The 25406-nt window shown below is 73.4% G+C and carries 19 protein-coding genes; 13 read left to right on the top strand and 6 right to left on the bottom strand.

The features are described from left to right. Positions 1–24: 24 nt before the first annotated feature. Positions 25–1572 (bottom strand): MFS transporter, encoded by a 1548-nt coding sequence (locus tag ACF1ED_RS17230; protein ID WP_391761201.1) that lies wholly within the window; start codon positions 1570–1572, stop codon positions 25–27. 133 nt (positions 1573–1705) lie between these two features. On the opposite strand from ACF1ED_RS17230, the gene ACF1ED_RS17225 reads away from it, so the two are divergent. The 3 genes from ACF1ED_RS17225 to ACF1ED_RS17215 all read left to right on the top strand — a co-directional run bounded on the left by ACF1ED_RS17225 (position 1706) and on the right by ACF1ED_RS17215 (position 3841). Beyond that, positions 1706–2332 carry a TetR/AcrR family transcriptional regulator gene (locus tag ACF1ED_RS17225; protein WP_391761199.1) on the top strand — a complete coding sequence of 209 codons (627 nt, stop codon included), beginning with the start codon at positions 1706–1708 and terminating at the stop codon, positions 2330–2332. An 83-nt stretch (positions 2333–2415) separates the two neighbouring features. Next, positions 2416–3123, top strand: a complete 708-nt coding sequence (locus ACF1ED_RS17220; RefSeq protein WP_391761197.1) for a ribonuclease HII — start codon at positions 2416–2418, stop codon at positions 3121–3123. A gap of 106 nt (positions 3124–3229) precedes the next feature. Further along, positions 3230–3841 (top strand): hypothetical protein, encoded by a 612-nt coding sequence (locus ACF1ED_RS17215; protein WP_391761195.1) that lies wholly within the window; start codon positions 3230–3232, stop codon positions 3839–3841. 52 nt (positions 3842–3893) lie between these two features. Here ACF1ED_RS17215 and ACF1ED_RS17210 read toward each other — a convergent pair whose 3' ends face one another. Together ACF1ED_RS17210 and ACF1ED_RS17205 are read right to left on the bottom strand one after the other, a co-directional pair. Then, complete coding sequence (locus ACF1ED_RS17210; RefSeq protein WP_391761193.1) at positions 3894–4520, bottom strand: hypothetical protein; 627 nt, start codon at positions 4518–4520, stop codon at positions 3894–3896. 227 nt (positions 4521–4747) lie between these two features. Beyond that, the gene (locus ACF1ED_RS17205) at positions 4748–6931 is read right to left on the bottom strand and encodes a RecQ family ATP-dependent DNA helicase (RefSeq protein WP_391761191.1); all 2184 of its coding nucleotides are present in this window, start codon (positions 6929–6931) and stop codon (positions 4748–4750) included. Positions 6932–7072: 141 nt separating this feature from the next. Between ACF1ED_RS17205 and ACF1ED_RS17200 the strand changes: the two genes are divergently transcribed. The 7 genes from ACF1ED_RS17200 to ACF1ED_RS17170 all read left to right on the top strand — a co-directional run bounded on the left by ACF1ED_RS17200 (position 7073) and on the right by ACF1ED_RS17170 (position 17333). Beyond that, positions 7073–8476: a DUF4192 domain-containing protein gene (locus tag ACF1ED_RS17200; RefSeq protein WP_391761189.1), complete on the top strand. Its 1404-nt coding sequence runs from the start codon at positions 7073–7075 to the stop codon at positions 8474–8476. Positions 8477–8591: 115 nt separating this feature from the next. Beyond that, on the top strand, positions 8592–10643 hold the full coding sequence (locus tag ACF1ED_RS17195; RefSeq protein ID WP_391761187.1) for a glycogen debranching N-terminal domain-containing protein: 2052 nt from the start codon (positions 8592–8594) through the stop codon (positions 10641–10643). 108 nt (positions 10644–10751) lie between these two features. Further along, on the top strand, positions 10752–11516 hold the full coding sequence (locus ACF1ED_RS17190) for an NUDIX domain-containing protein (protein WP_391761185.1): 765 nt from the start codon (positions 10752–10754) through the stop codon (positions 11514–11516). A 123-nt stretch (positions 11517–11639) separates the two neighbouring features. Further along, positions 11640–13376: an ATP-binding cassette domain-containing protein gene (locus ACF1ED_RS17185; protein ID WP_391761183.1), complete on the top strand. Its 1737-nt coding sequence runs from the start codon at positions 11640–11642 to the stop codon at positions 13374–13376. A gap of 160 nt (positions 13377–13536) precedes the next feature. Further along, positions 13537–14427 (top strand): FadR/GntR family transcriptional regulator, encoded by an 891-nt coding sequence (locus tag ACF1ED_RS17180; protein WP_391761181.1) that lies wholly within the window; start codon positions 13537–13539, stop codon positions 14425–14427. Positions 14428–14809: 382 nt separating this feature from the next. Then, a complete protein-coding gene (locus ACF1ED_RS17175) occupies positions 14810–16363 on the top strand; it encodes an RNA polymerase sigma factor (RefSeq protein ID WP_391761179.1) in 1554 nt (517 codons plus the stop codon). A gap of 148 nt (positions 16364–16511) precedes the next feature. After that, on the top strand, positions 16512–17333 hold the full coding sequence (locus ACF1ED_RS17170) for a serine protease (protein WP_391761177.1): 822 nt from the start codon (positions 16512–16514) through the stop codon (positions 17331–17333). 435 nt (positions 17334–17768) lie between these two features. Here ACF1ED_RS17170 and ACF1ED_RS17165 read toward each other — a convergent pair whose 3' ends face one another. Beyond that, positions 17769–17999 (bottom strand): hypothetical protein, encoded by a 231-nt coding sequence (locus ACF1ED_RS17165; protein ID WP_030495106.1) that lies wholly within the window; start codon positions 17997–17999, stop codon positions 17769–17771. A gap of 436 nt (positions 18000–18435) precedes the next feature. On the opposite strand from ACF1ED_RS17165, the gene ACF1ED_RS17160 reads away from it, so the two are divergent. The 3 genes from ACF1ED_RS17160 to ACF1ED_RS17150 all read left to right on the top strand — a co-directional run bounded on the left by ACF1ED_RS17160 (position 18436) and on the right by ACF1ED_RS17150 (position 22795). Then, positions 18436–20553 (top strand): type IIA DNA topoisomerase subunit B, encoded by a 2118-nt coding sequence (locus ACF1ED_RS17160; protein ID WP_391761174.1) that lies wholly within the window; start codon positions 18436–18438, stop codon positions 20551–20553. Positions 20554–20774: 221 nt separating this feature from the next. Next, entirely contained in the window at positions 20775–21206 is a 432-nt protein-coding gene (locus ACF1ED_RS17155) for a DUF485 domain-containing protein (protein WP_391761172.1), read from the top strand. Next, on the top strand, positions 21203–22795 hold the full coding sequence (locus tag ACF1ED_RS17150) for a cation acetate symporter (protein WP_391761170.1): 1593 nt from the start codon (positions 21203–21205) through the stop codon (positions 22793–22795). The genes ACF1ED_RS17155 and ACF1ED_RS17150 overlap by 4 nt, the downstream gene beginning before the upstream one ends. 33 nt (positions 22796–22828) lie before the next feature. On the opposite strand, the gene ACF1ED_RS17145 is transcribed toward ACF1ED_RS17150, so the two are convergent. Both ACF1ED_RS17145 and ACF1ED_RS17140 read right to left on the bottom strand, forming a co-directional pair. After that, complete coding sequence (locus ACF1ED_RS17145) at positions 22829–23509, bottom strand: response regulator (protein WP_391761168.1); 681 nt, start codon at positions 23507–23509, stop codon at positions 22829–22831. Next, the gene (locus ACF1ED_RS17140) at positions 23506–25197 is read right to left on the bottom strand and encodes an ATP-binding protein (protein ID WP_391761166.1); all 1692 of its coding nucleotides are present in this window, start codon (positions 25195–25197) and stop codon (positions 23506–23508) included. The genes ACF1ED_RS17145 and ACF1ED_RS17140 overlap by 4 nt, the downstream gene beginning before the upstream one ends. Between the last annotated feature and the right edge of the window lie 209 nt (positions 25198–25406).

Below are 25406 nucleotides of genomic sequence, written 5' to 3'. Positions count from 1 at the left end.
GGGCCCGGGCATCCGCATCTGCCGTCAGGCCACGGGACCCGCGGCCTTGCCGCTGAGGGCTTCCAGGTCGCTCCTGCGGACCCGAATCACCAGGACCGCGGTGAGCAGCGCGACCGCGACCATGGCCACCGCCGCGGTGAAGGCGGTCGAGATGCCCGAGGTCAGCACCTCGTGGCTCCACGGAGCCGGGAGTTCCTTCGTCCGCAGGAACTCGGCCCGCTGCTCCGGGGTCGCGTGGGCGAGGAAGTCCGCCGCCTGCTTCTCGCCCTCGGTGCGGCTCGCCGTGCCGAAGACCGTCACCAGTATGGAGAGGCCCAGCGAGCCGCCCACCTGCTGCGTCGCGTTGAGCAGGCCGGACGCGGCGCCGGCCTCGTGCGGGGCCACCCCCGAGACGGCCGTCAGCGTCAGGGTGACGAAGTTGAGGCCCATGCCGAAGCCGAAGAGGACCATCGGGCCCAGGACCCCGTCGGCGTAGCCGCTGTCCGCCTCGATGAACGTCAGCCAGAACAGGCCGACACCCGTGATCGTGGAACCGGTCACCATGAAGGGCTTCGGGCCCAGCGCGGGCAGGAACCGCTGTGACAGCCCGGCACCCGTCACGATCGCCACCGTGACCGGGAGGAAGGCGAGGCCGGACGCGATCGGGGAGTACCCCAGCACGCCCTGCACCCACAGGACGATGAAGAAGAACATGCCGAACATGGCGGCCGCGAGGCTCAGCATGATCACGTACGTCCCGGAGCGGTTCCGGTCGGCGAACATCCGCAGGGGCGTGATCGGTTCCTTCGCACGCGACTCGACCAGGGCGAAGGCGACGAGCAGTACGACCGCTGCGACGAACGAACCGACCGTCAGCGAGTCCTTCCAGCCGTTCTCCGAGGCGCGGATGAAGCCGTAGACCAGCGCCGCCATGCCGAGCGTCGAGGTCGCCGCCCCCGCGATGTCGAACCGGCCGGGGTGGCGCTCCGACTCGTTGATGTACCGGGGTGCCAGGAACGCGATCAGCAGGCCGATCGGCACGTTGACGAAGAGCACCCAGCGCCAGTCCAGCCATTCCGTGAGCATGCCGCCGGCGAGCAGTCCGATGGCGCCGCCGCCGGCCGAGACCGCCGCGAAGACGCCGAACGCCCGGTTCCGCTCCGGCCCTTCGGGGAACGTGGTGGTGATCAGGGCGAGCGAGGTCGGCGAGGCGATCGCGCCCCCCACGCCCTGCAGGGCCCGGGCGGCGAGCAGGTGCCAGGGTTCCTGCGCGAAGCCGCCGAGCAGCGAGGCGAAGGTGAAGAGCAGAATGCCGGCCATGAAGACCCGGCGGCGGCCGAGGATGTCGCCGGCCCGGCCGCCGAGGAGCAGCAGACCGCCGAAGGTCAGCGTGTAGGCGCTGAGCACCCAGGACAGATCGGTGGTGGAGAAGGAGAGCGCGTCCTGGATGTGCGGGAGCGCGATGTTCACGATCGTGGCGTCGAGGACGACCATCAGCTGGCAGGCGGCGATGACCGTCAGTGCGATTCCAGGCCGGCCTCCGGAGCCGGCGAGGCCTTTCCCGGCCTGTGTGTCGACCGGAGTTGTTGTCACTATGGACCCCCCACGGAAGAATTAGTGAACGTGACCGTTCACTGGCCTTCACGGTAGTGAGTCCCTCTCAGTGAACGCAACCGTTCACTGGGCGCTGCCGGTGGTTCGCCTCGGCCCCAACGGAGAGACCCTGATGATGACTTCGCGCTCCACGGCCGCCGCCCGGCCGGACGGAGCGGCCTCCCGCAGACGCGGACCGGTGCTCGAACGCGCCATCCTGGAGGCGGCACTCGACCAGTTGAGCAGCGTCGGATGGAACGGTCTGACCATGGAGGGTGTCGCGCTCGGCGCGCAGACGGGTAAAGCCGCGGTGTACCGGCGCTGGCCGTCCAAGGAAGACCTGGTCGCCGACGCCCTCCGCGCCGGACTGCCCCGCTTCGACGAGGCCCCCGACCTCGGCGGCTTCCGCGACGAGCTGTACGAGCTCTGTCGCCGCGTCCGCGACGTGATGAACTCGCGCCCCGGCCTCGCTCTGCGCGCGGTCCTTCACGAGTGCGACGAGGAAGCGGCCGTGCGCCTCCGCGCCCTGATCGATACGGGCGTCATAGGCCCTTCGAAGCAGCTCTTCGGACAGGTTCTGGAGCGTGGGATCGCCCGTGGAGAGGTGCGCCCCGACGCCCTCGACGACCTCGTCCTCGACGTCATCCCCGCGATGATGATGTACCGGTCGAAGGTGTGCGGCAGCGAATGGACGGACGAGGAGATGGCCGATGTGATCGACCGGATCATGGTGCCGCTGGTGCGCTCGGGGCCGTCCTGACCGGGTCCCGGAGCGGAGGAGGAGCGCCTGACGGGAATCCGGGTACCGCACGCGGCACCCGGCGGCGTAACCTGTCAGGCGCCATGCCGTACGAACCTCCCACCCACACCGTCGAGCGGTCGCTCCGAGCCACCACCGGCGCCAAGATCGTCGCCGGGGTCGACGAGGTCGGACGCGGGGCATGGGCCGGGCCCGTCACCGTCTGCGCGGCCGTCACCGGCCTGCGCCGTCCCCCCGAGGGCCTAACCGACTCCAAGCTGATCACCCCGAAGCGGCGTACCGCCCTCGCCGCCGAGCTGGAACGCTGGGTCACCGCCTATGCGCTCGGCGAGGCGTCCCCGCAGGAGATCGACGAACTCGGGATGACCGCCGCCCTGCGCCTCGCGGCCTGCCGGGCCCTCGACGGCCTCCCGGTCCGCCCGGACGCGGTGATCCTCGACGGCAAGCACGACTACCTCGGCAGCCCCTGGCGGGTGCGTACGGTGATCAAGGGTGACCAGTCCTGCATCGCCGTCGCCGCGGCCTCGGTGATCGCCAAGGTGCGGCGGGACGCCATGATGGCCGAGCTGGATTCCGGCCCCGACTGCACCGGCTTCGGCTTCGCGGCCAACGCGGGCTACCCTTCGCCCGTCCACAAGGCCGCCCTCGAAGAGCTGGGACCCACCCCGTACCACCGGCTCTCCTGGTCCTACCTGGACGCCATGCCCCGATGGCGCCATCTCAAGAAGGTCCGCCTCTCCGTGGAGGCGGCCGCTCTGGAGAGCGGGGGCCAACTCGGCTTCGACTTCTGATCTTCCGGCCGCGGAACCTCACCGACGAGGCTCCGAAGGACCGGGGGCGCACCTGTGCGCCCACCCGACGGTGCCGTCCGAAACGGCATTTGATAGACATCCACCCATGCCTCTCCCTCCCGAGGAGCCTCAGATTCACGAGAGCGCCCAGGGTCCTAGCGCCACCGCGGCCGCCGGCCGCCCCGCGTCGACCCCCCGTCCCGTCCCCGGCCCGCGTTCCGCGGCCTCCCCACGTCCCGGTGCGCCGGCCCGTCCCGGACCGCCGGCCCCGCGCCCCGTCCCGGGCCCGCCCGCACCCAAGAGCCGTCCGGTGAATCGTTCCGGCCATGGCAGCCCGCAGCTCCAGCTCATCCCGGCTTCCGCCGAAGGCGCCCTCGACGCCGCCGAGGAGGCCCTCGACCTGCTTCTGGACAGTGGCAGGGCACCCGGCGAGGTCCTGGTGCTCACCACCGGCGAACGCCACCCCTGGACCGCGCACGAGCTGTCCTTCGGCGAGTCCGCCTACTGGGCCCAGCAGGAGGCCGGCGAGGACGTGTTCTTCGCGGAGGCCGCCGCCGTGGACCGGGTCACCGCCCGGCCCGTGGTGATCGTCGCCGTCAACGGCGGCGACGACGTGGCCGCCCGGGCCCTGCCGGTCGCCCTGTCCCGCGCGGGCGCCCTGCTCGTGGTCTGCGGAGACCCCGAACGGGTCGGCGCGGTCCTCGGCGCCGGAGTCTGACCGGTCGCGCCTCCGCCGGACCGGAAACGGCCCGGCGGAGCGGCCGGCCCGCTCAGCGCGCCGCGACCCTGCGGAGCGGTTCGGCCGCCCCGCCCGCCGTCCGCGGCACGAGGTGACCCAGTTCGCCGGTCGGCTCTCCCAGCGCGAGCGGTGTGGAGTCCGAGCTCGGCCGGCGGCCGCCCCGGCCCTCGCCGAAGACCTGCCAGCCGGCCTTGGTCAGGGTGATGTACGCGCCGCAGCGCAGTCCGTGGAGCGTGCAGGCGTCACGGAGCCCCCACATCCAGGCCCCGTCCTCCTCCGTCCAGCGCTCGTCGCCGTCGCGGCAGTAGACGAGCACCGCCGTCCGGACGGGAGCGCGCCGCCGGAGGTCGTGCGGGACCACCCGCCGAAGATGGGCCAGGAGCGCGTTCCGGAACTCCCAGCCGTCGGCGGGGCCGGGACGGCGCACGAACGAGGCGCTCGCGGTGAGGCGCTCCTCGTGGTCGAGCACCGCCACGACCGCGGTCGTGGGCAGCGGACGGTGACGGGAGTGCAGTCCGCTCACGACCTCACGGGGACTGCGCAGCAAGGGAATTCCGGCCGCGGCCCAATCGGCGGGCTCCAGCATCCGGGCGAGACGGCTCGCAGAGGCGGAACTCGAGCCGAGCGAGGCGGTGGACGGAGCGAATCCGAGGGTCACGGTCCTCCCTTCGGATACGCGCCCGCGAGGCGGGCAAGGTCGGGTGAGGGCGCAGCACGGCACAGTCCTTCCGGACCGCTTGAAGCCGTGTGGGGCGGTTCCCCAATTCTTGCTTGGCCCGAGCGGGGCGGCAACGAGCAATTGGAGCGGCTGACGGTAATGAACCGTTATGCCACTGATATCCCTGCCCAGTTACCCAGTATTCACTCGCCGTTTCCCAGCTCTTCTCACCCCTGGACGGCGAGCACCAGTGGAAAGACTCCTTCCGCTCCGGACCGCCGCAGGAGCCGCGCCGCCACGGCCAGGGTCCAGCCCGTGTCGGACAGGTCGTCGACCAGGAGGACCGGGCCGCCCGCCGAGGCCACCCGCTCCGCGAGCCCGGGCGGGACCTCCAGCGCCCGATGCAGTCCGATCACGCGCTGGGCGCTGTTGGTCCGGGACAGGCGCACGTCCTCCGCCTCGGGTGCGTACTCCACCGCTCCGAGCAGCGGCATCCGCCCGATCTCGGCGATCCGCGTGCCGAGCGAGCCGACCAGTACCGGCCGCCGCCGCGAGGCCACCGTGACCACCCCGGCCGGCCGGGGCGGCGCGTCGGCGCCGCCGGACGCCCAACCGCCGGGCCCCTTCGCCCAGTCGGCGAGCACCTGGACCACCGCCTGCACCACGTCGTCCGGCACCGGGCCGTCCGGCGCCGTCTCGGCGAGCAGCGGCCGGAGCCGGTTGCCCCAGCCGATGTCCGACAGGCGCCCGAGGGCACGGCCGCCGAACGTCTGCTCACCGGCCGGGATCCGGCCCTTCAGGTCGACCCCGGCGGCGGCCAGCCCCGTCGGCCACATCCGGCGCGGCTCCACCTCCACGCCCGGGCGGCCCAGCTCGCCGCGGGCCGCGTCCAGCGCCGCGTCGGTCACCTTCGGGTCGAAGCGAGGGCCCGCGCAGTTGTCGCAGCGGCCGCAGGGAGCGGCCTCCTCGTCGTCCAGCCGGCGCCGCAGGAACTCCATCCGGCATCCGGTCGTGGTGGCGTACTCGCGCATCGCCTGCTGCTCGGCGGACCGCTGCCTGGCCACCCAGGCGTACCGCTCGGTGTCGTAGACCCACGGCTGCCCCGTGCTCTCCCAGCCGCCCTTGACCCGGCGCACCGCCCCGTCCACGTCGAGGACCTTGAGCATCGTCTCCAGACGGGTCCTGCGCAGTTCCACCAGCGGTTCCAGCGCCGGCAGCGACATCGGCCGGCCCGCGGAGGCGAGGACGTCGAGGGTCCGGCGAACCTGCTCCTCCGGCGGGAAGGCCACGGAGGCGAAGTACTGCCAGATCGCCTCGTCCTCCTTGCCGGGCAGCAGCAGCACCTCCGCGTGCTCCACACCGCGCCCGGCGCGGCCGACCTGCTGGTAGTACGCGATCGGCGAGGAGGGCGAGCCGAGGTGCACGACGAACCCGAGGTCCGGCTTGTCGAAGCCCATGCCCAGCGCCGAGGTCGCCACCAGGGCCTTCACCCGGTTCGCCAGCAGGTCGTCCTCGGCCTGCTGGCGGTCCGCGTTCTCCGTCCGCCCGGTGTACGAGGCGACCGTGTGCCCGCACTGACGGAGATGGGCGGTGACCTCTTCGGCGGCCGCGACGGTCAGGGTGTAGACGATCCCGGAGCCCGGCAGCTCGTCGAGGCGGTCGGCGAGCCAGGCCAGGCGATGGGCCGCGTCGGGCAGCGCGACCACGCCGAGACTGAGGGACTCGCGGTCCAGCGGACCGCGCAGCACGAGGGCGTCGGTGCCCGCGCCGGTGCCGAGCTGTTCGGCGACGTCGGCGGTTACCCGGGCGTTGGCCGTGGCGGTGGTGGCGAGGACCGGAACACCGGCCGGAAGATCGGCCAGCATCGTGCGCAGCCGTCGGTAGTCGGGACGGAAGTCGTGCCCCCAGTCCGAGATGCAGTGCGCCTCGTCCACCACCAGCAGCCCCGTGGCGGCCGCGAGCCGCGGCAGGACCCGGTCGCGGAAGTCGGGGTTGTTCAGCCGCTCGGGGGAGACGAGCAGGACGTCGACCTCGCCGGCGGCGACCTCCTCGTTGACGCTCTCCCACTCCTCGGTGTTCGACGAGTTGATCGTGCGGGCCCGGATGCCCGCCCGCGCCGCCGCGTCCACCTGGTTGCGCATGAGGGCGAGCAGCGGCGAGACGATGACGGTCGGCCCGCTGCCGCGCCCGCGCAGCAGGGAGGTCGCCACGAAGTACACGGCCGACTTGCCCCAGCCGGTCCGCTGGACGACCAGCGCCCGACGGCGGTCGGCGACCAGCGCCTCGATGGCGCGCCACTGGTCCTCGCGCAGTCTCGCCTTGCCAGTCGGGTCCCCGACGAGTCGGGCCAGTACGGCGTCGGCGGCGGTGCGGAGCGCGGCGCGGTCTTCCGGGCGGTCTGCGTGGGTCATGCCTCCATGCAACCCGATGCCTCGGACATTCGGCGAACGAGGCTGCGATCTGTGGACAGAGCAAATCGCATCATCACACCGTATTAATGGAGTTATCCACAGGGGTTGTCGGAAACGTGAGATCACGAGACGGTCCTCGCCATGAACGCGAATCACCACGAGACCAGCGCATCCGCTCAAGGCCGCCAGATCACCCTGCGCAGCCCGTCCGAACTCGCCGACGCCCTGCCGTTCGTGCTCGGCTTCCACCCGACCGACTCGGTCGTGCTCGTCGCCCTGCACGGCGAGAGCGGACGCTTCGGCGGCCGGATCAGGCTCGGCATCCCCCGCTCGCCCGACGAGTGGGACTCCACCGCGGACCACCTCGCCGAATGCCTCGTCGAGACGTCCGCCCGGCGCACCGCGCCGCCCGACGGCATCGTCGGCTTCCTCTGCCAGGACCCGAACCCCGGCGAGACCGCCCGCGAGGTCCACGAGCGGCTGCGGCCCTTCGCCCAGCGTCTCCGGACCGCCTGCGGAGCCCTCGACATCCCCGTCTACGAGGTGCTGTGCATCTCCGACGGACGCCACTTCTCCTACTGCTGCCCCGACATCCGCTGCTGCCCGCCCGACGGCACCCCGCTCTCGCTCGGCGGCACCTCGGCCATGGCGGCGGCCGCGGTGTACGCGGGAATCGAGGTGCGGGGCTCGCTGCGGGAGATGGAGGCGAGCTTCAGGCCCACCGGCGCACCCGGTGACGCACAGCAGCGCGCCGCTCTCGACGCCGCCGCGGCCGAGATCGTCCCCCTCGTCGTGGAGGGCGCGGAGGAGCACGGCAGGGCGCGACTGCGCGAGGCGACCGTGGCCCTCGCCGGCCGGCTCCTGGGCAGGTTCGCCGAACCGCCGCGCCGGATCGGAAAGGACGGGGCCCGCCGCGGCCGGGCCGCGGTCGAGGCGGGCGACGACGCCCGAGTCGACCCCGGCGAAGCGGCGGCCGTGATCGTGGGGCTCCAGGACCGCATCACCCGCGACCGCCTCGCCGAATGGATGGAGGGAGCGGAAGGCGCCGCGGCCGTACGGCTCTGGCGCGTCCTCGCCCGGCGCTGTGTCGCCCCCTACGAGGAGTACGCGGCGGCGCCGCTGGCCCTCGCCGGCTGGACGGCCTGGTCGACCGGTGACGAACCGACCGCCCGCGTCGCCCTCGGTCTCGCGCTCCAGGCGGATCCCGAGTACGTCTTCGCACGTCTCCTGCACCAGGCGTGCAACGAGGGCCTCGATCCCGAGTCGCTGCGCTCCTGCCTGCGGCAGGGACGGGAGAGCCGTGCCACGGCCCGGAAGGAGGCCGTCGCGCCCGCCTCACGCATCCGCACCCGGACACGGACCCGGGCCCGCACGCGGGGAGTCCGACCCGGAGGGCCGCGGCCGGCGCTCCCGCGGGCGGAGCACGGCGCTCCCCGGCGGGGCCGGGGGACGCCGGGCGTACGGCCCGCGGGCCGGGCCGCGACCCGGCCGGGGAACCCCGCCCCGCAGCACGGCGGGCGACGCGGGACGAGGAGCGGCCGATGACGACCGTGACCCCGCCCGCCACCGGACCGTTCACCTCTGTGGCGGAACCGGGCGAGCCGTGCCGCCGAGGCCCCGCCGGCCGTCCGGATCGCACAGAGAGCACGCCACACCTCCCATGGTCCTCAGCCCCGTCCCGGCCCCCGGACATCCGACGGAACACCCCGCCCGGCACCCGGCCGTGGGCGGCGTCCCCGCCCCCAGCCCCCGCCCCGGCGAACTCCCCCCGGTCCACGACGCCCTCCTCTGCGTCGCCCTGCCGGCCTTCGCCGTCTCTCCCGAGCACGGCCAGCTCACCGGAAACGGACCGGAAGGCGTGTACGCGTCGGGGAGACGCCTCCTCTCCCGCAGCGTCCTGCGGGTCGCCGGACGCGAGCCCGTCCCCCTCCAGGGCCGGCTCGCCGCCGCCGACCGGGCCGTGTTCGTCGGCGTTCTCCGCGTCCCCGGCGACACCGGACCCGACCCCGGGATCACCGTGGAGCGCTCCCGCGGTGCCGACGGAACCGAGCGGATCACCCTCCGCAGCGCCGTCCCCCGGCCCGTCCGGGTCCCGGTGGAGCTCGCTCTGGGCACGGATCTCGCGGAGCTGGGCGCGGTCGCGTCCGGCCGCCCCTGCCCCGAACTCAGGCCCAGCGTCCACGGCACCGGACTCCGCTGGACCGCACCCGACGGCCGCTCCGTCGCCGTCACGGCCGACCCGGCGCCCGCGGACTTTCTGGCGGCGGTCGGCGTCCTCCGCTGGGAAACCGACCTCGCCCCCGGTACCGCCACCACCCTCCACCTCCGCGTCCACGCCGGCCGGCCCCCCGGCGCCGCCCCGCCCGGTGGGGGCGGCCGCCCCGGCGGGCGCCTGCTCCCGGATGCCCAGGCGGAGGGCGACGACCGCAGGACCGGCGCACTGCTCCGCACCTGTGTCGAGGACCTGCGGGCCCTCCTCCAGCGCGACCCGGCGCACCCCGCCGACGTCCACCTCGCGGCCGGCGTCCCGTGGCGCTGCGGACCGGTCACCGCGGAGGCGCTCTGGGCGGCCCGCATGGCCCTGCCGCTCGGCACCCGGCTCGCCGCCGGCACCCTCCGCGCCCTCGGCCGTACCCAGGTCACCGGCGGAGCCGAGGCCGGGCGCCTGCCCGGCCCGCTGCGGGACGCGGGACCGCACCTCCCGCCCCGCTGCACCGGAGTCGAGGCCACCCTCGCCTTCCCCGTCGTCCTCGCCGAGGCCCGGCGGTGGGGCCTCCCCGCCGCCGACCTGGACGAGCTCCTTCCGGTGGCGGAGCGCTGTCTCGGCTGGCTGCGCCGCGGGCTCGGCGCGGACGGGCTCCTGCCGGACCCGGCGCCCGGCGGTCCCTGGCGGGCCGAGACCCAGGCCCACGCCCACCGGGCCGCCGTGCTCGGGGCCGACCTCCTCGACGCCTGCGGGCGGCCCGGCGGGGCCGAACTCCGGGCCGCGGCCCGCGCCCTGCGCGAGCGGTTCCGGAGCACCTTCTGGCTCGACGACCCCTCGGGCGGCCGCCCCGCCGCCGCCCGGGCACCGGAGGGGCGCTCTTGGCCCCAGCTCGGAGGGTGGGCGGCCCACCTCCTCGACACCGGGCTCCTCGACGGCGGCAGGTACGCCCAGGGGCTGCTCGACCGGACGGATACCGAACAGGTCGCGCGGCTGCTCGGCACCCCCGCGCTCGATTCCGGCTGGGGGCTGCGCGGCCTCGGCGCCAAGGAGCCCGGCCACAACCCCTTCGGCCACCGGGCCGGAGCCGTCCGCGTCCACGAGACGGCCGTCGCCGTCGCCGGGCTGGCCGTCGCCGGATACGAGAAGGAGGCCGCGTCCCTGCTGCGGGGCCTCCTCGACGCCGCCGAGCACTTCGGCCACCGGCTTCCCGAGATGTACGCGGGCGAGCAGCGGACCTCGGGCGCGCGCCCGGTGCCGCACCCGGCCGCCTGCCGGCCCGCCGCCGTCGCGGCCGCCGGAGCGGTCCACGCGCTCGCCGCCCTGGCCGGCATCCGCCCCGACGCCCCCGGCCGGAGCGTCGCGGTGCAGCCGATGGCCTCGGCACCGCTGGGGGAGCTCCGGCTCTCGGGGCTCGTGGTCGCCGGGGAACCCTTCGCCGTGCGGGTGAGCCGTCTCGGACTCGGTATGGTCGAGGAGGCCGCCGAGGGCCTGCAGCTGGGGGTGTGACGGATGCCGGACACGGAGACGAGGAAGCCCTCGCCACAGGGTGGGGTCGTCGGGGACGGAGAACGCGAGGGGCGTGCTTATCGTCAGGAAGACGACTATGATCACGGCATGCCTCCCTACGACCCGTCGGCCTTCCCGCCCTTCGCTGTCACCGTCGATCTGGTCGTCCTCACCGTGCGGAGCCACGCACTGTGCACCCTGGTCGTCCGCAGGGGAGAAGCACCCTTCCAGGGGCGGTGGGCGCTGCCCGGAGGCTTCGTCCGTGACGACGAGGACCTCGGTGCCGCCGCCGCGCGCGAACTGGCCGAGGAGACCGGACTGCGCGCCCACGACCCGTCGGCGGCCCCGCCGGTTCCCGACAACGGCGCGCACCTGGAACAGCTCGCGACCTACGGAGCGCCCAAGCGCGACCCGCGGATGCGGGTGGTGAGCGTCGCGCACCTCGCGCTCGCCCCCGACCTGCCCGCCCCCAGGCCCGGCGGCGACGCCAACAGCGCGCGCTGGGCCCCCGTGGAGGAACTGCTCGACCAGGCGCGGGCCGCCGGGCCCGACTCCCCGGAGGCGCTCGCCTTCGACCACGCCCAGATCCTCTCCGACGGGGTGGAGCGGGCCCGTTCCAAGATCGAGTACTCCTCGCTCGCGACGGCGTTCTGCCCGCCGGAGTTCACCGTCGGAGAACTGCGCCGCGTCTACGAGGCCGTCTGGGGCGTATCGCTCGACCCGCGCAACTTCCACCGCAAGGTCACCGGCACCCCGGGCTTCCTCGTGCCGACCGGCGGGACCACCACCCGTCAGGGAGGCCGCCCCGCCCAGCTGTTCAGGGCCGGCGGCGCGACCCTGCTCAACCCGCCCATGCTGCGCCCCGAGGTCTGAGGGGAGCACGCCCCCGCCGCCCCCGGGGCGACAACCCTGCGCCAAAAGTCCGAAATATGGCGTTATCTTGCTGCGGTAGCGCCGCCCTGCCGCGGAGCGGTGACTCCTACCGCGAGAGAAGCGATGCTCCAGGCCATCGGACTGACCAGCACCCCCCGCCGCGATCGCCCGCCCGCCGTGGACGATCTGACCTTCGAGGCCCCGTCCGGGGCCGTGACCGCCCTCGTCGGCCCCCCGGGCTCCGGCAAGACGACCGCCCTGCGCCTTCTGCTCGAACTCGAGCCGGGGCGCGGACTCTCCTACTTCCGGGGCCGGCCGCTGCGCCGGATCGCCCAGCCCGCGCGCGAGCTCGGGATCGCCCTCGGTGACGTACCGGGACACCCCTCCCGTACCGTCCGCGGCCAGCTGCGGATGCTCGCGGCAGGCGCGGGAGTTCCGGTCGCCCGGGCCGACGAGGTGATCCGCGCCGTGGGACTCGGCGGACTGGAAGGGCGAAGACTCGGCACCCTGCCGCGCGGGGCCGAGCGCCGACTCGCTCTGGCGGCCGCCCTGTTGGGGGAGCCGCACACGCTGCTCCTGGACGCCCCGGGGGCGGGGCTGTCCCCGGACGAGCGGGTCCGGCTGCACGCCCTGCTGCGCGCGCACGCGGAGGCCGGCGGCACCGTCCTCTACACCACCCGGGACGCCAAGGACGCGGCGCGGAACGCCGACCGTGTCGTCACCCTCGACGGCGGCCGCCTCGTCGCCGCCCAGGACGCCGGCGACTTCGCCCGCACCCGGCTGCGGCCCAGGGTCGCCGTCCGCACCCCGCACGCCGCCCGGCTCGCCGCCGCCCTGACCCAGGAGGCCAGGGCCGCACGCCGTCCGGTCGAGGTCGACACGGAGGACGGCACCCTCCTCCTCGTGTACGGCGGCGACTGCGCACAGGTGGGGGACACCGCCTTCCGGCACGGCGTGCCGGTCCACCGGCTCGTGGACGAGACCGGCGACAGCGGCCCCGCCGGGGCCCGGGCGGAGGAGGCGCGCGACTCCCTCCCGGAGGCGGACGGCGCCGCTCCGGACCGGGCCGCCGGGGCGCGCCGGCCGGTCCGCTCGCCGCTGCGCCCGCTCCGCTACGAGCTGCGCCGGATCGCCGGCGTACCGTCCACGGGGCTGATCCTGGCGGGAACCCTGGCGGTGTCGGCCGTGCTCGCGACGCTCCTCGGCCGGGGCGGCGGCACCCCGCTCCCGGCGGTGCTCGCCGCCTGGCCCGACCTCCTGCCGCTGCCGCCCGCGGCGCTCGGTGCCGGGCTGATCGGTTCGCTCTCCTTCGGCGAGGAGTACCGCTACCCCGCGCTCGCCGCGGGGCGCGGCGCCGCGCCCCGCCGGCTCGCGCTGCTCCTCGCCAAGCTCGTCGTCTCCGCGGCCGTCGCCCTGCTCCTCGGGACGCTCGTGGCGGGTGCCGACCTGGCCGCCCTCCGCCTCTTCTACGGCGCCGAATTGACCGCCGTGCCGGACGACTGGCAGGAGATGACGGCGAGTTGGCTGGGGCTCTCGGTCGGCTGCGCCTGGGCGGGGGTGCTGGGGGCCGGGGTGTTCCGGGCCGCGGCGGCCGGGGTGGCGGCGGTCCTCTTCGTCCCGGTCGCCTTCGTCCCGCTGCTGCGGCAGGTGATGAGCGGTCCCGCCGTCCGTTCCGTCGCCGGACTTCCCGCCCGGCTGGGAGAGTTCGCCGGCCCCCGGTGGGCGCCGCCCCTCGACCGGTGGATCGCCGGGGCGCTGGATGTGGTGGCGCAGCCCGCCGGAGTGGCACTCCTGCTCACGTTGACGGTCCTGCTCTGCGCCTATGTGCTCACCGGGCTTCGCCGGCAGGCCCGTTGGTGACCGCTTCCGGATCGGTATGTTCCGCTCGGGCCGCAACTCCCTTGCGTAATGCCGCTTATGTCCGAATAATTGTCAATTGTGTAGGGGGTGCCGATCACCCTTTCGTGTGCTTTTCACCAAAGACCTCAAGGGCCACGGAGGCCACGCCGACAAAGGATGCGTGAGTACCCTTGCGCATACGATGATGACCGCCGCCCGCTCCGTCGACTCCGGCCTCGGCGCCCCGGGCGATCTCGACCGCTACCCCTACGGGGAGGCCTCCGTCGCCGACCGCGTGGGTCCGCCCTCCTGGGAGGGGGTGGACACGGACCTCGGTCGCGTCGGCCGCCGCACCGCCGGCAGCCGCGGCCGTGGACTGCACGGCCAGCTCGTCCAGCAGCTCGGCCAGATGATCGTCTCCGGCGACCTCGGCGCGGACCGCCCGCTCGTCCCCGAGGAGATCGGCCAGCGCTTCGAGGTCTCGCGCACCGTCGTGCGCGAGTCCCTCCGCGTCCTGGAGGCCAAGGGCCTCGTCAGTGCCCGCCCCAACGTCGGCACCAGGGTCCGCCCGGTCAGCGACTGGAACCTGCTGGACCCCGACATCATCGAGTGGCGCGCCTTCGGTCCGCAGCGCGACGACCAGCGGCGCGAGCTCAACGAGCTGCGCTGGACGATCGAGCCGCTGGCCGCCCGTCTCGCCGCCGGTCACGGCCGCGAGGACGTGCAGCAGCGCCTCGCCGACATGGTCGAGATCATGGGGCACGCGTACGCGCAGGGTGACGGCATCACCTTCTCCCGCGCCGACACCGAGTTCCACTCCCTGCTCATCCAGCTCGCCGGCAACCGCATGCTGGAGCACCTCTCCGGCATCGTCGGCGCCGCCCTCCAGGTCTCGGGCGGGCCGGTCACCGCCTGTGACCGCCCCAGCGAGAGCTGCCTGGCGCACCACGGCCGGATCGTCGACGCCCTCGGCGCGGGGGACGCGGTGGCCGCCGAGACCGCCATGCGCCAACTGCTCACGGTCCACCCCGAGGTGGAGCCGCGCGTCGTCCCCGCCCCCCGCGAACACTGATCCGCGGACCGTGGCCGGAAGCGCACGGGCGCGTACGCAGGGAGAGCCGCCGGATCCGAGCGCGGTCCGGGGAGCCCGACCGGGTTCCCCGGACCGCGCCAGGGTGCCGGCGGCGCCGAATGTACGCTTGATCACCCTTTCGTCCTGTTCGTCGCGGATGCGGTGTGACTCGGGACACGAAGATTGGGCGTAACACTCCTCCGAGCCGTGCGATGACCTAAGAGGTGACAGCCGAGGAAGGAATACAGCAGCCGGTGCAGGCGCTGTGCAGTTCCCCGGTCCAGCCCGCGCCGTCGGCACATTCCCCGTCGACGGTCGTCGGCTCCGGCCCGATCCTTCGGGCGGGGCCGGAAGCCGTTTCCATCGTTCCGAGAGGTTGTTCGTGTCGGCCAGCACATCCCGTACGCTCCCGCCGGAGATCGCCGAGTCCGAGTCTGTGATGGCGCTCATCGAGCGGGGAAAGGCTGATGGGCAGATCGCCGGCGATGACGTGCGTCGGGCCTTCGAGGCTGACCAGATTCCGCCAACCCAGTGGAAGAATGTTCTGCGCAGCCTCAATCAGATCCTCGAGGAAGAGGGTGTGACGCTGATGGTCAGTGCAGCGGAGTCGCCGAAGCGCGCCCGCAAGAGCGCAGCAGCGAAGAGCCCGGCCAAGCGCACCGCCGCCAAGACCACCGTCACCGCCAGGGCGACGACGGTGACGAGGACCAGCGTCGCGACCGGCTCGGCGGCCCCCGCGGCCGAGAGCGCCGACCCGGCCGACGAGGCCGCGTCGCCCGCCAAGAAGGCGGCCGCGAAGAAGACCGCCGTCAAGAAGACGGCGGCCAAGAAGACCGTCGCCAAGAAGACGGCGGCCAAGAAGACCGCGTCCAAGAAGTCCGACGACGAACTGATCGAGGGCGAGGAGCTGCTCGAGGACGTCGCGCCGGGCAAGGACGAGGAGGAGACCGAGGGCGAGACCAAGGGCTTCGTCCTGTCCGACGAGGACGAGGACGACGCGCCCGCCCAGCAGGTCGCCGTCGCCGGTGCCACCGCGGACCCGGTCAAGGACTACCTGAAGCAGATCGGCAAGGTCCCGCTGCTCAACGCCGAGCAGGAGGTCGAGCTCGCCAAGCGCATCGAGGCCGGTCTCTTCGCCGAGGACAAGCTCGCCAACTCGGACAAGATCGCTCCCAAGCTCAAGCGCGAGCTGGAGATCATCGCCGAGGACGGCCGCCGCGCCAAGAACCACCTCCTGGAGGCCAACCTCCGTCTGGTGGTCTCGCTGGCCAAGCGCTACACCGGCCGCGGCATGCTCTTCCTGGACCTGATCCAGGAGGGCAACCTGGGTCTGATCCGCGCGGTGGAGAAGTTCGACTACACCAAGGGCTACAAGTTCTCCACGTACGCCACCTGGTGGATCCGTCAGGCGATCACCCGCGCCATGGCCGACCAGGCCCGCACCATCCGTATCCCGGTGCACATGGTCGAGGTCATCAACAAGCTCGCGCGCGTCCAGCGCCAGATGCTCCAGGACCTGGGCCGCGAGCCCACCCCGGAGGAGCTGGCCAAGGAGCTCGACATGACCCCCGAGAAGGTCATCGAGGTCCAGAAGTACGGCCGTGAGCCGATCTCCCTCCACACCCCCCTGGGTGAGGACGGCGACAGCGAGTTCGGTGACCTCATCGAGGACTCCGAGGCGGTCGTCCCGGCCGACGCGGTCAGTTTCACGCTCCTCCAGGAGCAGCTGCACTCGGTCCTCGACACGCTCTCCGAGCGTGAGGCCGGCGTGGTCTCCATGCGCTTCGGCCTCACCGACGGCCAGCCGAAGACGCTCGACGAGATCGGCAAGGTCTACGGCGTGACCCGCGAGCGGATCCGCCAGATCGAGTCGAAGACGATGTCGAAGCTGCGCCACCCGTCGCGCTCGCAGGTCCTGCGCGACTACCTCGACTGACCGGTACGGCCCGTCCGGGGCGCACGACAGTGGACGAAGGGTCCGGTTCCCCGCTCGGGGGCCGGGCCCTTCGGCCGTTCGCGGTGCAGGGGACCCCTCCGTGCTGGACGCTGGGTGAAGGTACATCAGCGGAGAGTCAGGAGGCTCCATGCGTGGTCCCTTCGCCCGAGCTTTGACGGGTGCCCTGGGTCTGGTCACGGCAATGGCCGGACCGGTGGCCGGGGCCGCCCCGGCCGTCGCGGACAGCGTCGTGGTGGGCGGCAGCCCGGCCGCGATCACCGACGCGCCCTGGGTGGTGGCCCTGTCCAGCCGTGACCGGTTCGGAGGTACGCGGGCGGGCCAGTTCTGCGGCGGTGTCGTCGTGGCGCCCACGAAGGTGCTCACGGCGGCCCACTGCCTGGGGCGCGAGGTGCTCGGCGGCGAACCCTGGCAGCTGCGGGACCTCTCGGTGATCACGGGCCGGGCGGCGCTGCGCGGGCAGGGCGGACAGGAGGTGCGGATCGCGGGCACCTGGGTGAACCCCGACTACGACCCGACGACCAACTCGGGCGACCTCGCCGTGCTCACGCTCGCCGAGTCCCTGCCGCGGTCCTCCGTCATCGAGGTGGCGGCGCGCGCAGACCCGGCGGAGGACCCCGGGACGGCGGCCGAGGTGTACGGCTGGGGCGACACGAGCGGGAACGGCAACTACGCCTCCTCGCTCCGCTCGGCGCACGTCCAGGTGCTCCCGGACGCGGCCTGCGAGCGGGCGTACCCGGGCGGCTTCGGCGGGGTCTCGTACCGCGAGGAGACCATGCTGTGCGCCGGCGACCCCAGGGGCGGCCGGGACGCCTGCCAGGGCGACAGCGGGGGCCCGCTGGTGGCGCGCGGGGTGCTGGTGGGGCTCGTGTCCTGGGGCAGCGGCTGCGGGCAGGCCGAGAACCCCGGGGTCTACACACGGGTGTCCGCGGTGCTGCCCGAGCGGCTCTGAGGGACCGCGCCGCCCCTTCGCGGGCCGGGGGAGGAGGCCGTGACGGGAAAGGCTTCCTCCCCGGCGTTACGGCGCGGGAGCACCGGGGCACGGCGGCGTCACGAGGCTGGAGCGCGCCGAAAACGTGAGCCCGCCCATACCGGGAGCCCGCCCGCATCGGGAGCCCGCCCGCATCGGGAGCCCGCCCGCATCGAGCTTCCGACCGCATCAGGCTCCGATCGCATCGAGAGCACTACGACATCGAGAGCCTCACGACGGCGGGAACCTCACGACGGCGGGAACCTCACGACGGCGGGAGCCCCGTGGCCGCGGAAGTGCCGGGGGTCCGAGAGCGGCGTCCGGGTACGAGAACGGGCGGTCATCCCTGGTCGAGGGATGACCGCCCGTCGGCCGGTCGTCAGGGACCGGTCCTGAGCTCGTCGGGGCCGCGCGGCGTCAGTGCTCGTCGCCCACCGTGCGGGCCGGCACATCGGTCAGCCGGTCCGTCTCATCCTGTATCTCAACGGCGATCTTCTTGAGTTCCGGCTCGAACTTGCGACCGTGGTGGGCGCAGAAGAGCAAGTCACCTCCGCTGGCCAGGACGACACGCAGGTAAGCCTGGGCGCCGCAGCGGTCGCAGCGGTCAGCGGCCGTCAGGGGGCTCGCGGGGGTCAGAACAGTAGTCACGTCGCCTCTTCTCTAGCTCGACGAGCTGTCGTACCAGGGTCAACATCCAACCAGGCCGAAAACGTTCCCGCTCGTGGCTTTTCCTTGAAACTTTTTCCCAAGGTGGCTGTCTGCTGCCGGTTGGCGGCGAATGAGCCGTATTGCGTCGCTCTACGGGTTTCGCATTGCTGTGGTGTGTCGGTTGCCCTCCCGGCGGGGTTGCCGGTTGTTGATGAGGACGTGCCCGGAGCCTAGATGGTTCATGCCGGGAAGGGAACGTGATGTTCGCGTCACCCCTTCGAGGGATCGAACATCTATACGAGTCTGGACTAGCATGAGGAAACCGGGAGGGTGGCGTTTCAGCGGCCCCACCAGGCATCGGTACCCTCTGAGCGGTGAGCGACCCCGGTACTCACCCCATCGGGCAAGATTCCAAATTCAGCGAGGAGCGAACCGCGTGACCGCCGAAACGTCCGTGCCGTCCAGTGCGCTGCTGACCGCAGACCGTGACGGTTCCAACTACACCGCGCGGCACCTGCTCGTCCTCGAAGGGCTCGAAGCGGTCCGCAAACGTCCCGGAATGTACATCGGGTCCACGGACAGCCGTGGCCTGATGCACTGCCTCTGGGAGATCATCGACAACTCGGTCGACGAGGCCCTGGGCGGCTACTGCGACCACATCGACGTCATCCTGCACGACGACGGGTCCGTCGAGGTCCGGGACAACGGCCGTGGCATCCCGGTCGACGTCGAGCCCAAGACCGGCCTGTCCGGCATCGAGGTCGTCATGACCAAGCTGCACGCCGGCGGAAAGTTCGGAGGCGGCTCGTACGCCGCCTCCGGCGGTCTGCACGGCGTCGGCGCCTCCGTGGTCAACGCGCTCTCGGCCCGCCTCGACGTCGAGGTCGACCGCAACGGCGCCACGCACGCGATCAGCTTCCGGCGCGGTGTCCCGGGCATCTTCACCGAGCAGGGCCCGGACAGCCCCTTCGACCCGTCGAGCGGGCTGGTCAAGGGCAAGCGGGCGCCCAAGACCCGCACCGGCACCCGCGTCCGCTACTGGGCCGACCGCCAGATCTTCCTCAAGGACGCCAAGCTCGCCCTGGAGACGCTGCACCAGCGCGCCCGCCAGACCGCCTTCCTCGTGCCCGGCCTCACCATCGTCGTCCGCGACCAGCGGGACCTGGAGGGGATCGGCAAGAGCGAGGAGGTCTTCCGCTTCGACGGCGGCATCAGCGAGTTCTGCGAGTACCTCGCCCAGGACAAGGCCGTCTGCGACGTGCTGCGCCTCACGGGTCAGGGCACCTTCAAGGAGACCGTGCCGGTCCTCGACGACCGGGGCCACATGACCCCCACCGAGGTCACCCGCGAGCTCGGCGTCGACGTCGCCCTGCGCTGGGGCACCGGCTACGACACCACCGTCCGGTCCTTCGTGAACATCATCGCCACCCCCAAGGGCGGCACCCACGTCTCCGGCTTCGAGCAGGCCATCACCAAGACCGTGAACGAGGTGCTGCGCTCGGCCAAGCTGCTGCGCGTCGCCGAGGACGACATCGTCAAGGACGACGCCCTGGAGGGCATGACCGCAGTCGTCACCGTCCGCCTCGCCGAGCCGCAGTTCGAGGGCCAGACCAAGGAGGTCCTCGGCACCTCGGCCGCCCGCCGGATCGTCGCCACCGTGGTGGCCCGCGAGCTCAAGGCCTTCCTGACCTCCACCAAGCGGGACGCCAAGGCCCAGGCCCGGGCCGTCCTGGAGAAGGCCGTCGCCGCGGCCCGCACCCGGATCGCCGCCCGCCAGCACAAGGAGGCGCAGCGCCGGAAGACCGCCCTGGAGACCTCCTCGCTGCCGGCCAAGCTGGCCGACTGCCGCAGCGACGACGTGGAGCGCAGCGAGCTCTTCATCGTCGAGGGGGACTCCGCGCTCGGCACCGCCAAGCTCGCGCGCAACAGCGAGTTCCAGGCCCTGCTGCCGATCCGCGGCAAGATCCTCAACGTCCAGAAGTCGTCCGTCTCGGACATGCTCAAGAACGCCGAGTGCGGCGCGATCATCCAGGTCATAGGAGCGGGCTCCGGCCGCACCTTCGACATCGACGCGGCCCGCTACGGCAAGGTCATCATGATGACCGACGCCGACGTCGACGGCTCGCACATCCGGACGCTGCTGCTGACCCTCTTCCAGCGCTACATGCGCCCGATGGTCGAGGCCGGCCGGGTCTTCGCCGCCGTGCCGCCGCTGCACCGGATCGAGCTGGTCCAGCCCAAGAGGGGCCAGGACAAGTACGTCTACACGTACTCCGACAACGAGCTGCGGCAGACGCTCCTGGAGTTCCAGCGCAAGGGGGTCCGCTACAAGGACGCCATCCAGCGCTACAAGGGCCTCGGCGAGATGGACGCCGACCAGCTCGCGGAGACCACGATGGACCCGCGCCACCGCACCCTGCGCCGGATCAACATCGGCGACCTGGACGCGGCCGAGACGGTCTTCGACCTGCTGATGGGCAACGACGTGGCGCCCCGCAAGGAGTTCATCACCAGCTCGGCGGCGACGCTCGACCGCTCGCGCATCGACGCCTGACCCGCACCACGGCCTGACCCGCGTGCCGCACCGGCCCGGCCCCGCTCCTCGGGGCCGGGCCGTTCGGCGTCCATACGCATATCGGCCCGGTCCGGTCAGGCGCCGGACCACAGGATCACCTGATGGGGTGAAGAGCGAAGGGAGAAGAGTCCGGGATCTGCCCACTCTGTCCATCCTTGGGCACGCGGCCGAAACGGTTCGCTGACAAGGAGAGTTGACCGGTGGAACAGCTGGACGAACAGGAGCGCGCGGGGGCGCGGGACGACGGGGCGGCGGAAGGGGTGCCGCGGCAGCGGTACGACGAGGCCGCGCACCGCGCGCCCGGGGCGGCCGAGATCTACCTGGAGGTCCAGCGCAGCCCCGCCTTCCAGGAGGTGCGCCGCCGCTACCGCCGCTTCGCCTTCCCCGCGAGCGCGGCCTTCCTCCTCTGGTACCTCGCCTACGTCGTCGCCGCCACGGCCGTCCCCGGCCTGATGGCCCGCCCGGTGGCCGGCGCGGTCAACGTGGCGATGATCGCGGGCCTCGGCCAGTTCCTCACCACCTTCCTCCTCACCTGGGCCTACGCGCGCCACGCCCGGCTGCGCCGGGACCGGGCCGCGCTCGAACTGCGCTGGGACACCCAGGAGATGACGAGGGGGGCCGGACAGTGGTGACCGGAGACCACCAGACCCTCGCCCTGCTGCTCTTCAGCGCCTTCGTCGCCGTGACCCTCGGCATCACCACCTGGGTGAGCCGCAACCGGCACGGCTCGGCCGAGGAGTTCTACGCGGGCGGCCGGCTCTTCTCGCCGATGGAGAACGGCTTCGCCATCGCCGGCGACTACATGTCCGCGGCCTCCTTCCTCGGCATCTCCGGCCTCATCGCGCTCTACGGCTACGACGGCATGCTCTACTCGGTCGGCTTCCTGGTCGCCTGGCTGGTCGTGCTGCTCCTGGTCGCCGAACTCGTCCGCAACTGCGGCCGGTTCACCCTCGCCGACGTCGTCGCCGCGCGGATGGCCGAACGGCCCGTCCGCATCGCGGCCGGCACCTCCTCGGTGGCCGTGTCGGTGCTCTACCTGGTGGCCCAGATGGTCGGCGCCGGCAGTCTGGTGGCCCTCCTCCTCGGCGGCACCGGAGAGGCGGCCCGCACCTGGACGGTCATCGGCGTCGGCGCGCTGATGGTGATCTACGTGTCGCTGGGCGGGATGCGGGCCACCACCTGGATCCAGATCGTCAAGGCGGTGCTGCTGATGGCGGGCACCGTCACGCTCACCGTGCTCGTCCTGATCCGCTTCCACGGCGACATCGACAGCCTGCTCAGCACCGCCGCGGAGCGCAGCGGGCACGGCGCCGCCTTCCTCGGCCCCGGACTGCGCTACGGCGGCGACTGGACGGCCCGGCTCGACTTCATCAGCCTCGGCCTCGCGCTCGTCCTCGGCACCGCGGGACTGCCCCACATCCTGTCCCGCTTCTACACCGTGCCCACCGCGCGGGCCGCCCGGCGCTCCGTCGTCTGGTCCATCGGCCTCATCGGCGGCTTCTACCTGATGACGATCGTCCTCGGCTTCGGCGCCGCCGCCCTCATCGGCTCCGACGAGGTCCGCGCCTCCAACGCCTCGGGGAACACGGCCGTCCCGCTGCTCGCGCTCGACCTCGGCGGGGGAGCGGGCTCCACCGGCGGCACGGTGCTCTTCGCGGTCGTCGCGGCCGTCGCCTTCGCGACCATCCTCGCCGTCGTCGCCGGGATCACCCTGGCCTCCTCGGCCTCCGTCGCCCACGACCTCTACGCCTCGCTGCGCAGGCCCGGCGGCAGGCAGTACAGCGAGGTCGCGGTCGCCCGGGTGGCCGCCGCCGTCATCGGGGCCGCCGCGATCGGGCTCGGGCTGCTGGCCAGCGACCTCAACGTGGCCTTCCTCGTCGGCCTCGCCTTCGCGGTCGCCGCCTCGGCCAACCTGCCGGTGCTGCTGTACTCGCTCTTCTGGCGCCGCTTCACCACCCGGGGCGCGGTGTGGTCCGTCTACGGCGGACTCGTCCCGGCGGTGCTCCTGGTGCTGCTGTCACCGGTGGTCTCCGGCAGCCCGGACGCGCTCTTCCCGGGCGTCGACTTCCAGGTCTTCCCGCTGCAGAACCCGGGCGTGGTCTCCATCCCGCTCGGCTTCCTCGCCGGCTGGCTCGGCACCGTCACCTCGCCCGAGCCGCCCGACGAGGCGCGGCACGCCGAGACCGAGGTGCGGGCGCTCACCGGGGCCGGCGCCGTCTGACGCGCACCGGGCACCGGGGCTCGGCACGGGGGCTCAGGGCGAGGAGACCCAGGTGTAGCGGTGCTCGGGGCGGCCGGTCTCGCCGTACCGGAGGGAGAGCCGCACCCGCCCGGAGCGTTCGAGGAGCTTGAGGTAGCGCTGGGCGGTCTGGCGGCTGACGCCGGCCCGCTCGGCGAGCTCCTGGGTGGAGAGCGGGCCCCCGGCCGCCAGCAGCACCTGGCGGACCAGCTCGGCGGTGGTCGGGGAGTGCCCCTTGGGCAGGCCGGGGGCGGCGGAGCCCGCCGCCAGGGTGCCGAAGATGCGGTCGACCTCGGCCTGCTCCGCCTCGCCGCCGCCCTCCAGGGTGCGGCGGAGCGTGGCGTACGCCTCCAGCTTGGACCGCAGGCCGGCGAAGTCGAACGGCTTGACCAGGTACTGGAGGGCGCCGTGCCGCATCGCCGCCCGCACGGTCGCCACGTCCCGGGCCGCGGTCACCATGATCACGTCGCACTGGTGGCCGCGGGCCCTCAGCTCGCGGATGGCGGCGAGACCGTTCTCGTCGGGGAGGTAGTGGTCGAGGAGGACCAGGTCCACCGGCCGGCCGTCCAGGACGGCCAGGGCCTCCGCCGTCGAGTGCGCGGTGGCGGCGACCCTGAAGCCGGGCAGTCTGGTCACGTACGCGGCGTTCACCTGCGCCACGCGGGCGTCGTCGTCGACGACCAGCACGTCGATCACCGGGAGAGCTCCTCGGCCGTGGTCGGGTCCGCCGGTCCGCGCGGCGCGGGCGGCGCGGTGTCCGTCAGGGCGTCCGGCAGGACCACGGTGAACTCCGCCCCGCCGGCAGGGCCGGCCGCCACGCGCGCGGTGCCGCCGCGCCGTTCGGCGAGCCGCCGCACCAGCGCCAGGCCGAGGCCGCGCCGGCCGTGGGCGGGCGGTTCCTTGGTCGTCCACCCCTCGGTGAAGATCAGCTCCCGGCGCTCCTCGGGGACGCCGGCGCCGCTGTCGGCGACCCGCAGGACCACCGTCCGGCCCTCGGCGCGCAGCGCCACCTCGACCCGGGCGTCCGGGGTGCCGGCGGCGGCGTCCAGGGCGTTGTCGACGAGGTTGCCGACGACGGTGACCAGTTCGCGCGGGTCGACCAGCCGGTCGGGGAGCAGGGAGTCGGAGGCGATCCGCAGCGGGACGCCGCGCTCGGCGGCGACCGTCGCCTTGCCGACAAGGAGGGCGGCGAGCAGCGGGTCGTGGACCTTCTCGGTGACCTGCTCGGCGGTCGCCCGGTGGACCCCGACGACCTCGGTGACGAAGTCGGCCGCCTCCTCGTACAGCTCCAGCTCCAGGAGGCCCAGGAGGGTGTGCAGACGGTTGGCGTGCTCGTGGTCCTGGGCCCGCAGGGCGTCGATCAGGCCGCGCGTGGAGTCCAGCTCCCGGCCGAGCCGTTCCAGCTCGGTGCGGTCGCGCAGGGTCGCCACGGCGCCGCCGTCGTCCGTGGGCATCCGGTTGGCGATCAGCACCCGGTGCCCCTGGACGGTCACCAGGTCGGCGCCGGTCACCCGGCCGGTCAGCACGTCCGCGGTGCGGCCCGGGCCGAGGAGCGCGTCGAGCGGCCGCCCGGCGGCCTCGGGGCCGAGGCCGAGCAGGCGCTGGGCCTCGTCGTTGAGGAGCCGTACGGAACCCCTCCGGTCGAGGGCCACCACGCCCTCGCGGATGCCGTGCAGCATCGCCTCGCGCTCGGCGAGCAGCGCCGAGATGTCGGAGAAGGCCAGGTCACGGGTCTGCCGCTGGATCCGCCGGGAGATCAGGTACGCGGCCAGCGCGCCGGCCGCGAGCGCGCCGCCCGCATAGGCCAGGAGGCCGGGGATCGCGGAGAGGAGCCGGTCGCGGACGCTGTCGTACGCGATGCCGACGGAGACCGCGCCGACGATCCCGCCGTCGGCGTTCCGCAGCGGCGCCTTGCCGCGCGCCGAGCGGCCGAGGGTGCCGCTGTCGATCTCCATGACCTCGCGGCCGGCCAGGGCCTCGCTCGGGTCGGTGGAGACGGTCCGGCCGATCTGGACGGGGTCGGGGTGCGACCAGCGCACGCCGCGGGTGTCCATGACGACCACGTACTCGGCGCCGGTCGCCGCCCGGACCCGTTCCGCCTCGCGCTGCACCGGCCCGGTCGCCGACGGGGGCCCGCCGGCCAGGTCGGCGGCCGTGCGGGTGGAGGCCATGGTCTCCGCGATGGCGAGGGCGCGCCGCATGGCCTGGTCGTCGAGCTGGGCGCTCAGCGGGGCCAGGAAGAAGCCGGTGGCCAGCACCGTGACGCCGGTGGCGACGGCCAGCTGCATCAGCAGCACCTGCGAGAACACCCGCCGCGGCCACCCCAGCCGTGGCCGCCGGCGCCCGTCGGGGCGTGCGGAGGGGAGCGAAGCGGTGCCGGTCATGCCCGAAACGGTACGGGGGTGGCACGCGCGACCGGAAACGCGGCGGGGGCGGGGGGCCGGGAGGCCCCGGAGCGCGGCACGCGCGCGTGGGGGACGGTTCCCGCGCCGGGGAGGGGCCGCGGGGGCTTCCGGGGAATGTCCACGCGCGCGTGGGGCAGGGGTTCCGGGGAGGCGGGCTGCCTATCCTGGAGGGCCGGCCGCTCCTGGGG

The sequence above is a fragment of the Streptomyces sp. NPDC014656 genome (assembly GCF_043084305.1).
Lineage (GTDB): Bacteria > Actinomycetota > Actinomycetes > Streptomycetales > Streptomycetaceae > Streptomyces.
Note: the sequence above shows the minus strand (reverse complement) of the source record. Positions and strands in the feature narration are given on the sequence as shown.

What these genes read in the sequence shown, in the direction of transcription:
- ACF1ED_RS17195 (WP_391761187.1), top strand. Translation starts at nt 8,592, where the DNA reads ATGGTCCTCAGCCCCGTCCCGGCCCCCGGACATCCGACGGAACACCCC.
- ACF1ED_RS17190 (WP_391761185.1), top strand. Translation starts at nt 10,752, where the DNA reads ATGCCTCCCTACGACCCGTCGGCCTTCCCGCCCTTCGCTGTCACCGTC.
- ACF1ED_RS17185 (WP_391761183.1), top strand. Translation starts at nt 11,640, where the DNA reads ATGCTCCAGGCCATCGGACTGACCAGCACCCCCCGCCGCGATCGCCCG.
- ACF1ED_RS17215 (WP_391761195.1), top strand. Translation starts at nt 3,230, where the DNA reads ATGCCTCTCCCTCCCGAGGAGCCTCAGATTCACGAGAGCGCCCAGGGT.
- ACF1ED_RS17200 (WP_391761189.1), top strand. Translation starts at nt 7,073, where the DNA reads ATGAACGCGAATCACCACGAGACCAGCGCATCCGCTCAAGGCCGCCAG.
- ACF1ED_RS17205 (WP_391761191.1), bottom strand. Translation starts at nt 6,931, where the DNA reads ATGACCCACGCAGACCGCCCGGAAGACCGCGCCGCGCTCCGCACCGCC.
- ACF1ED_RS17140 (WP_391761166.1), bottom strand. Translation starts at nt 25,197, where the DNA reads ATGACCGGCACCGCTTCGCTCCCCTCCGCACGCCCCGACGGGCGCCGG.
- ACF1ED_RS17220 (WP_391761197.1), top strand. Translation starts at nt 2,416, where the DNA reads ATGCCGTACGAACCTCCCACCCACACCGTCGAGCGGTCGCTCCGAGCC.
- ACF1ED_RS17225 (WP_391761199.1), top strand. Translation starts at nt 1,706, where the DNA reads ATGATGACTTCGCGCTCCACGGCCGCCGCCCGGCCGGACGGAGCGGCC.
- ACF1ED_RS17170 (WP_391761177.1), top strand. Translation starts at nt 16,512, where the DNA reads ATGCGTGGTCCCTTCGCCCGAGCTTTGACGGGTGCCCTGGGTCTGGTC.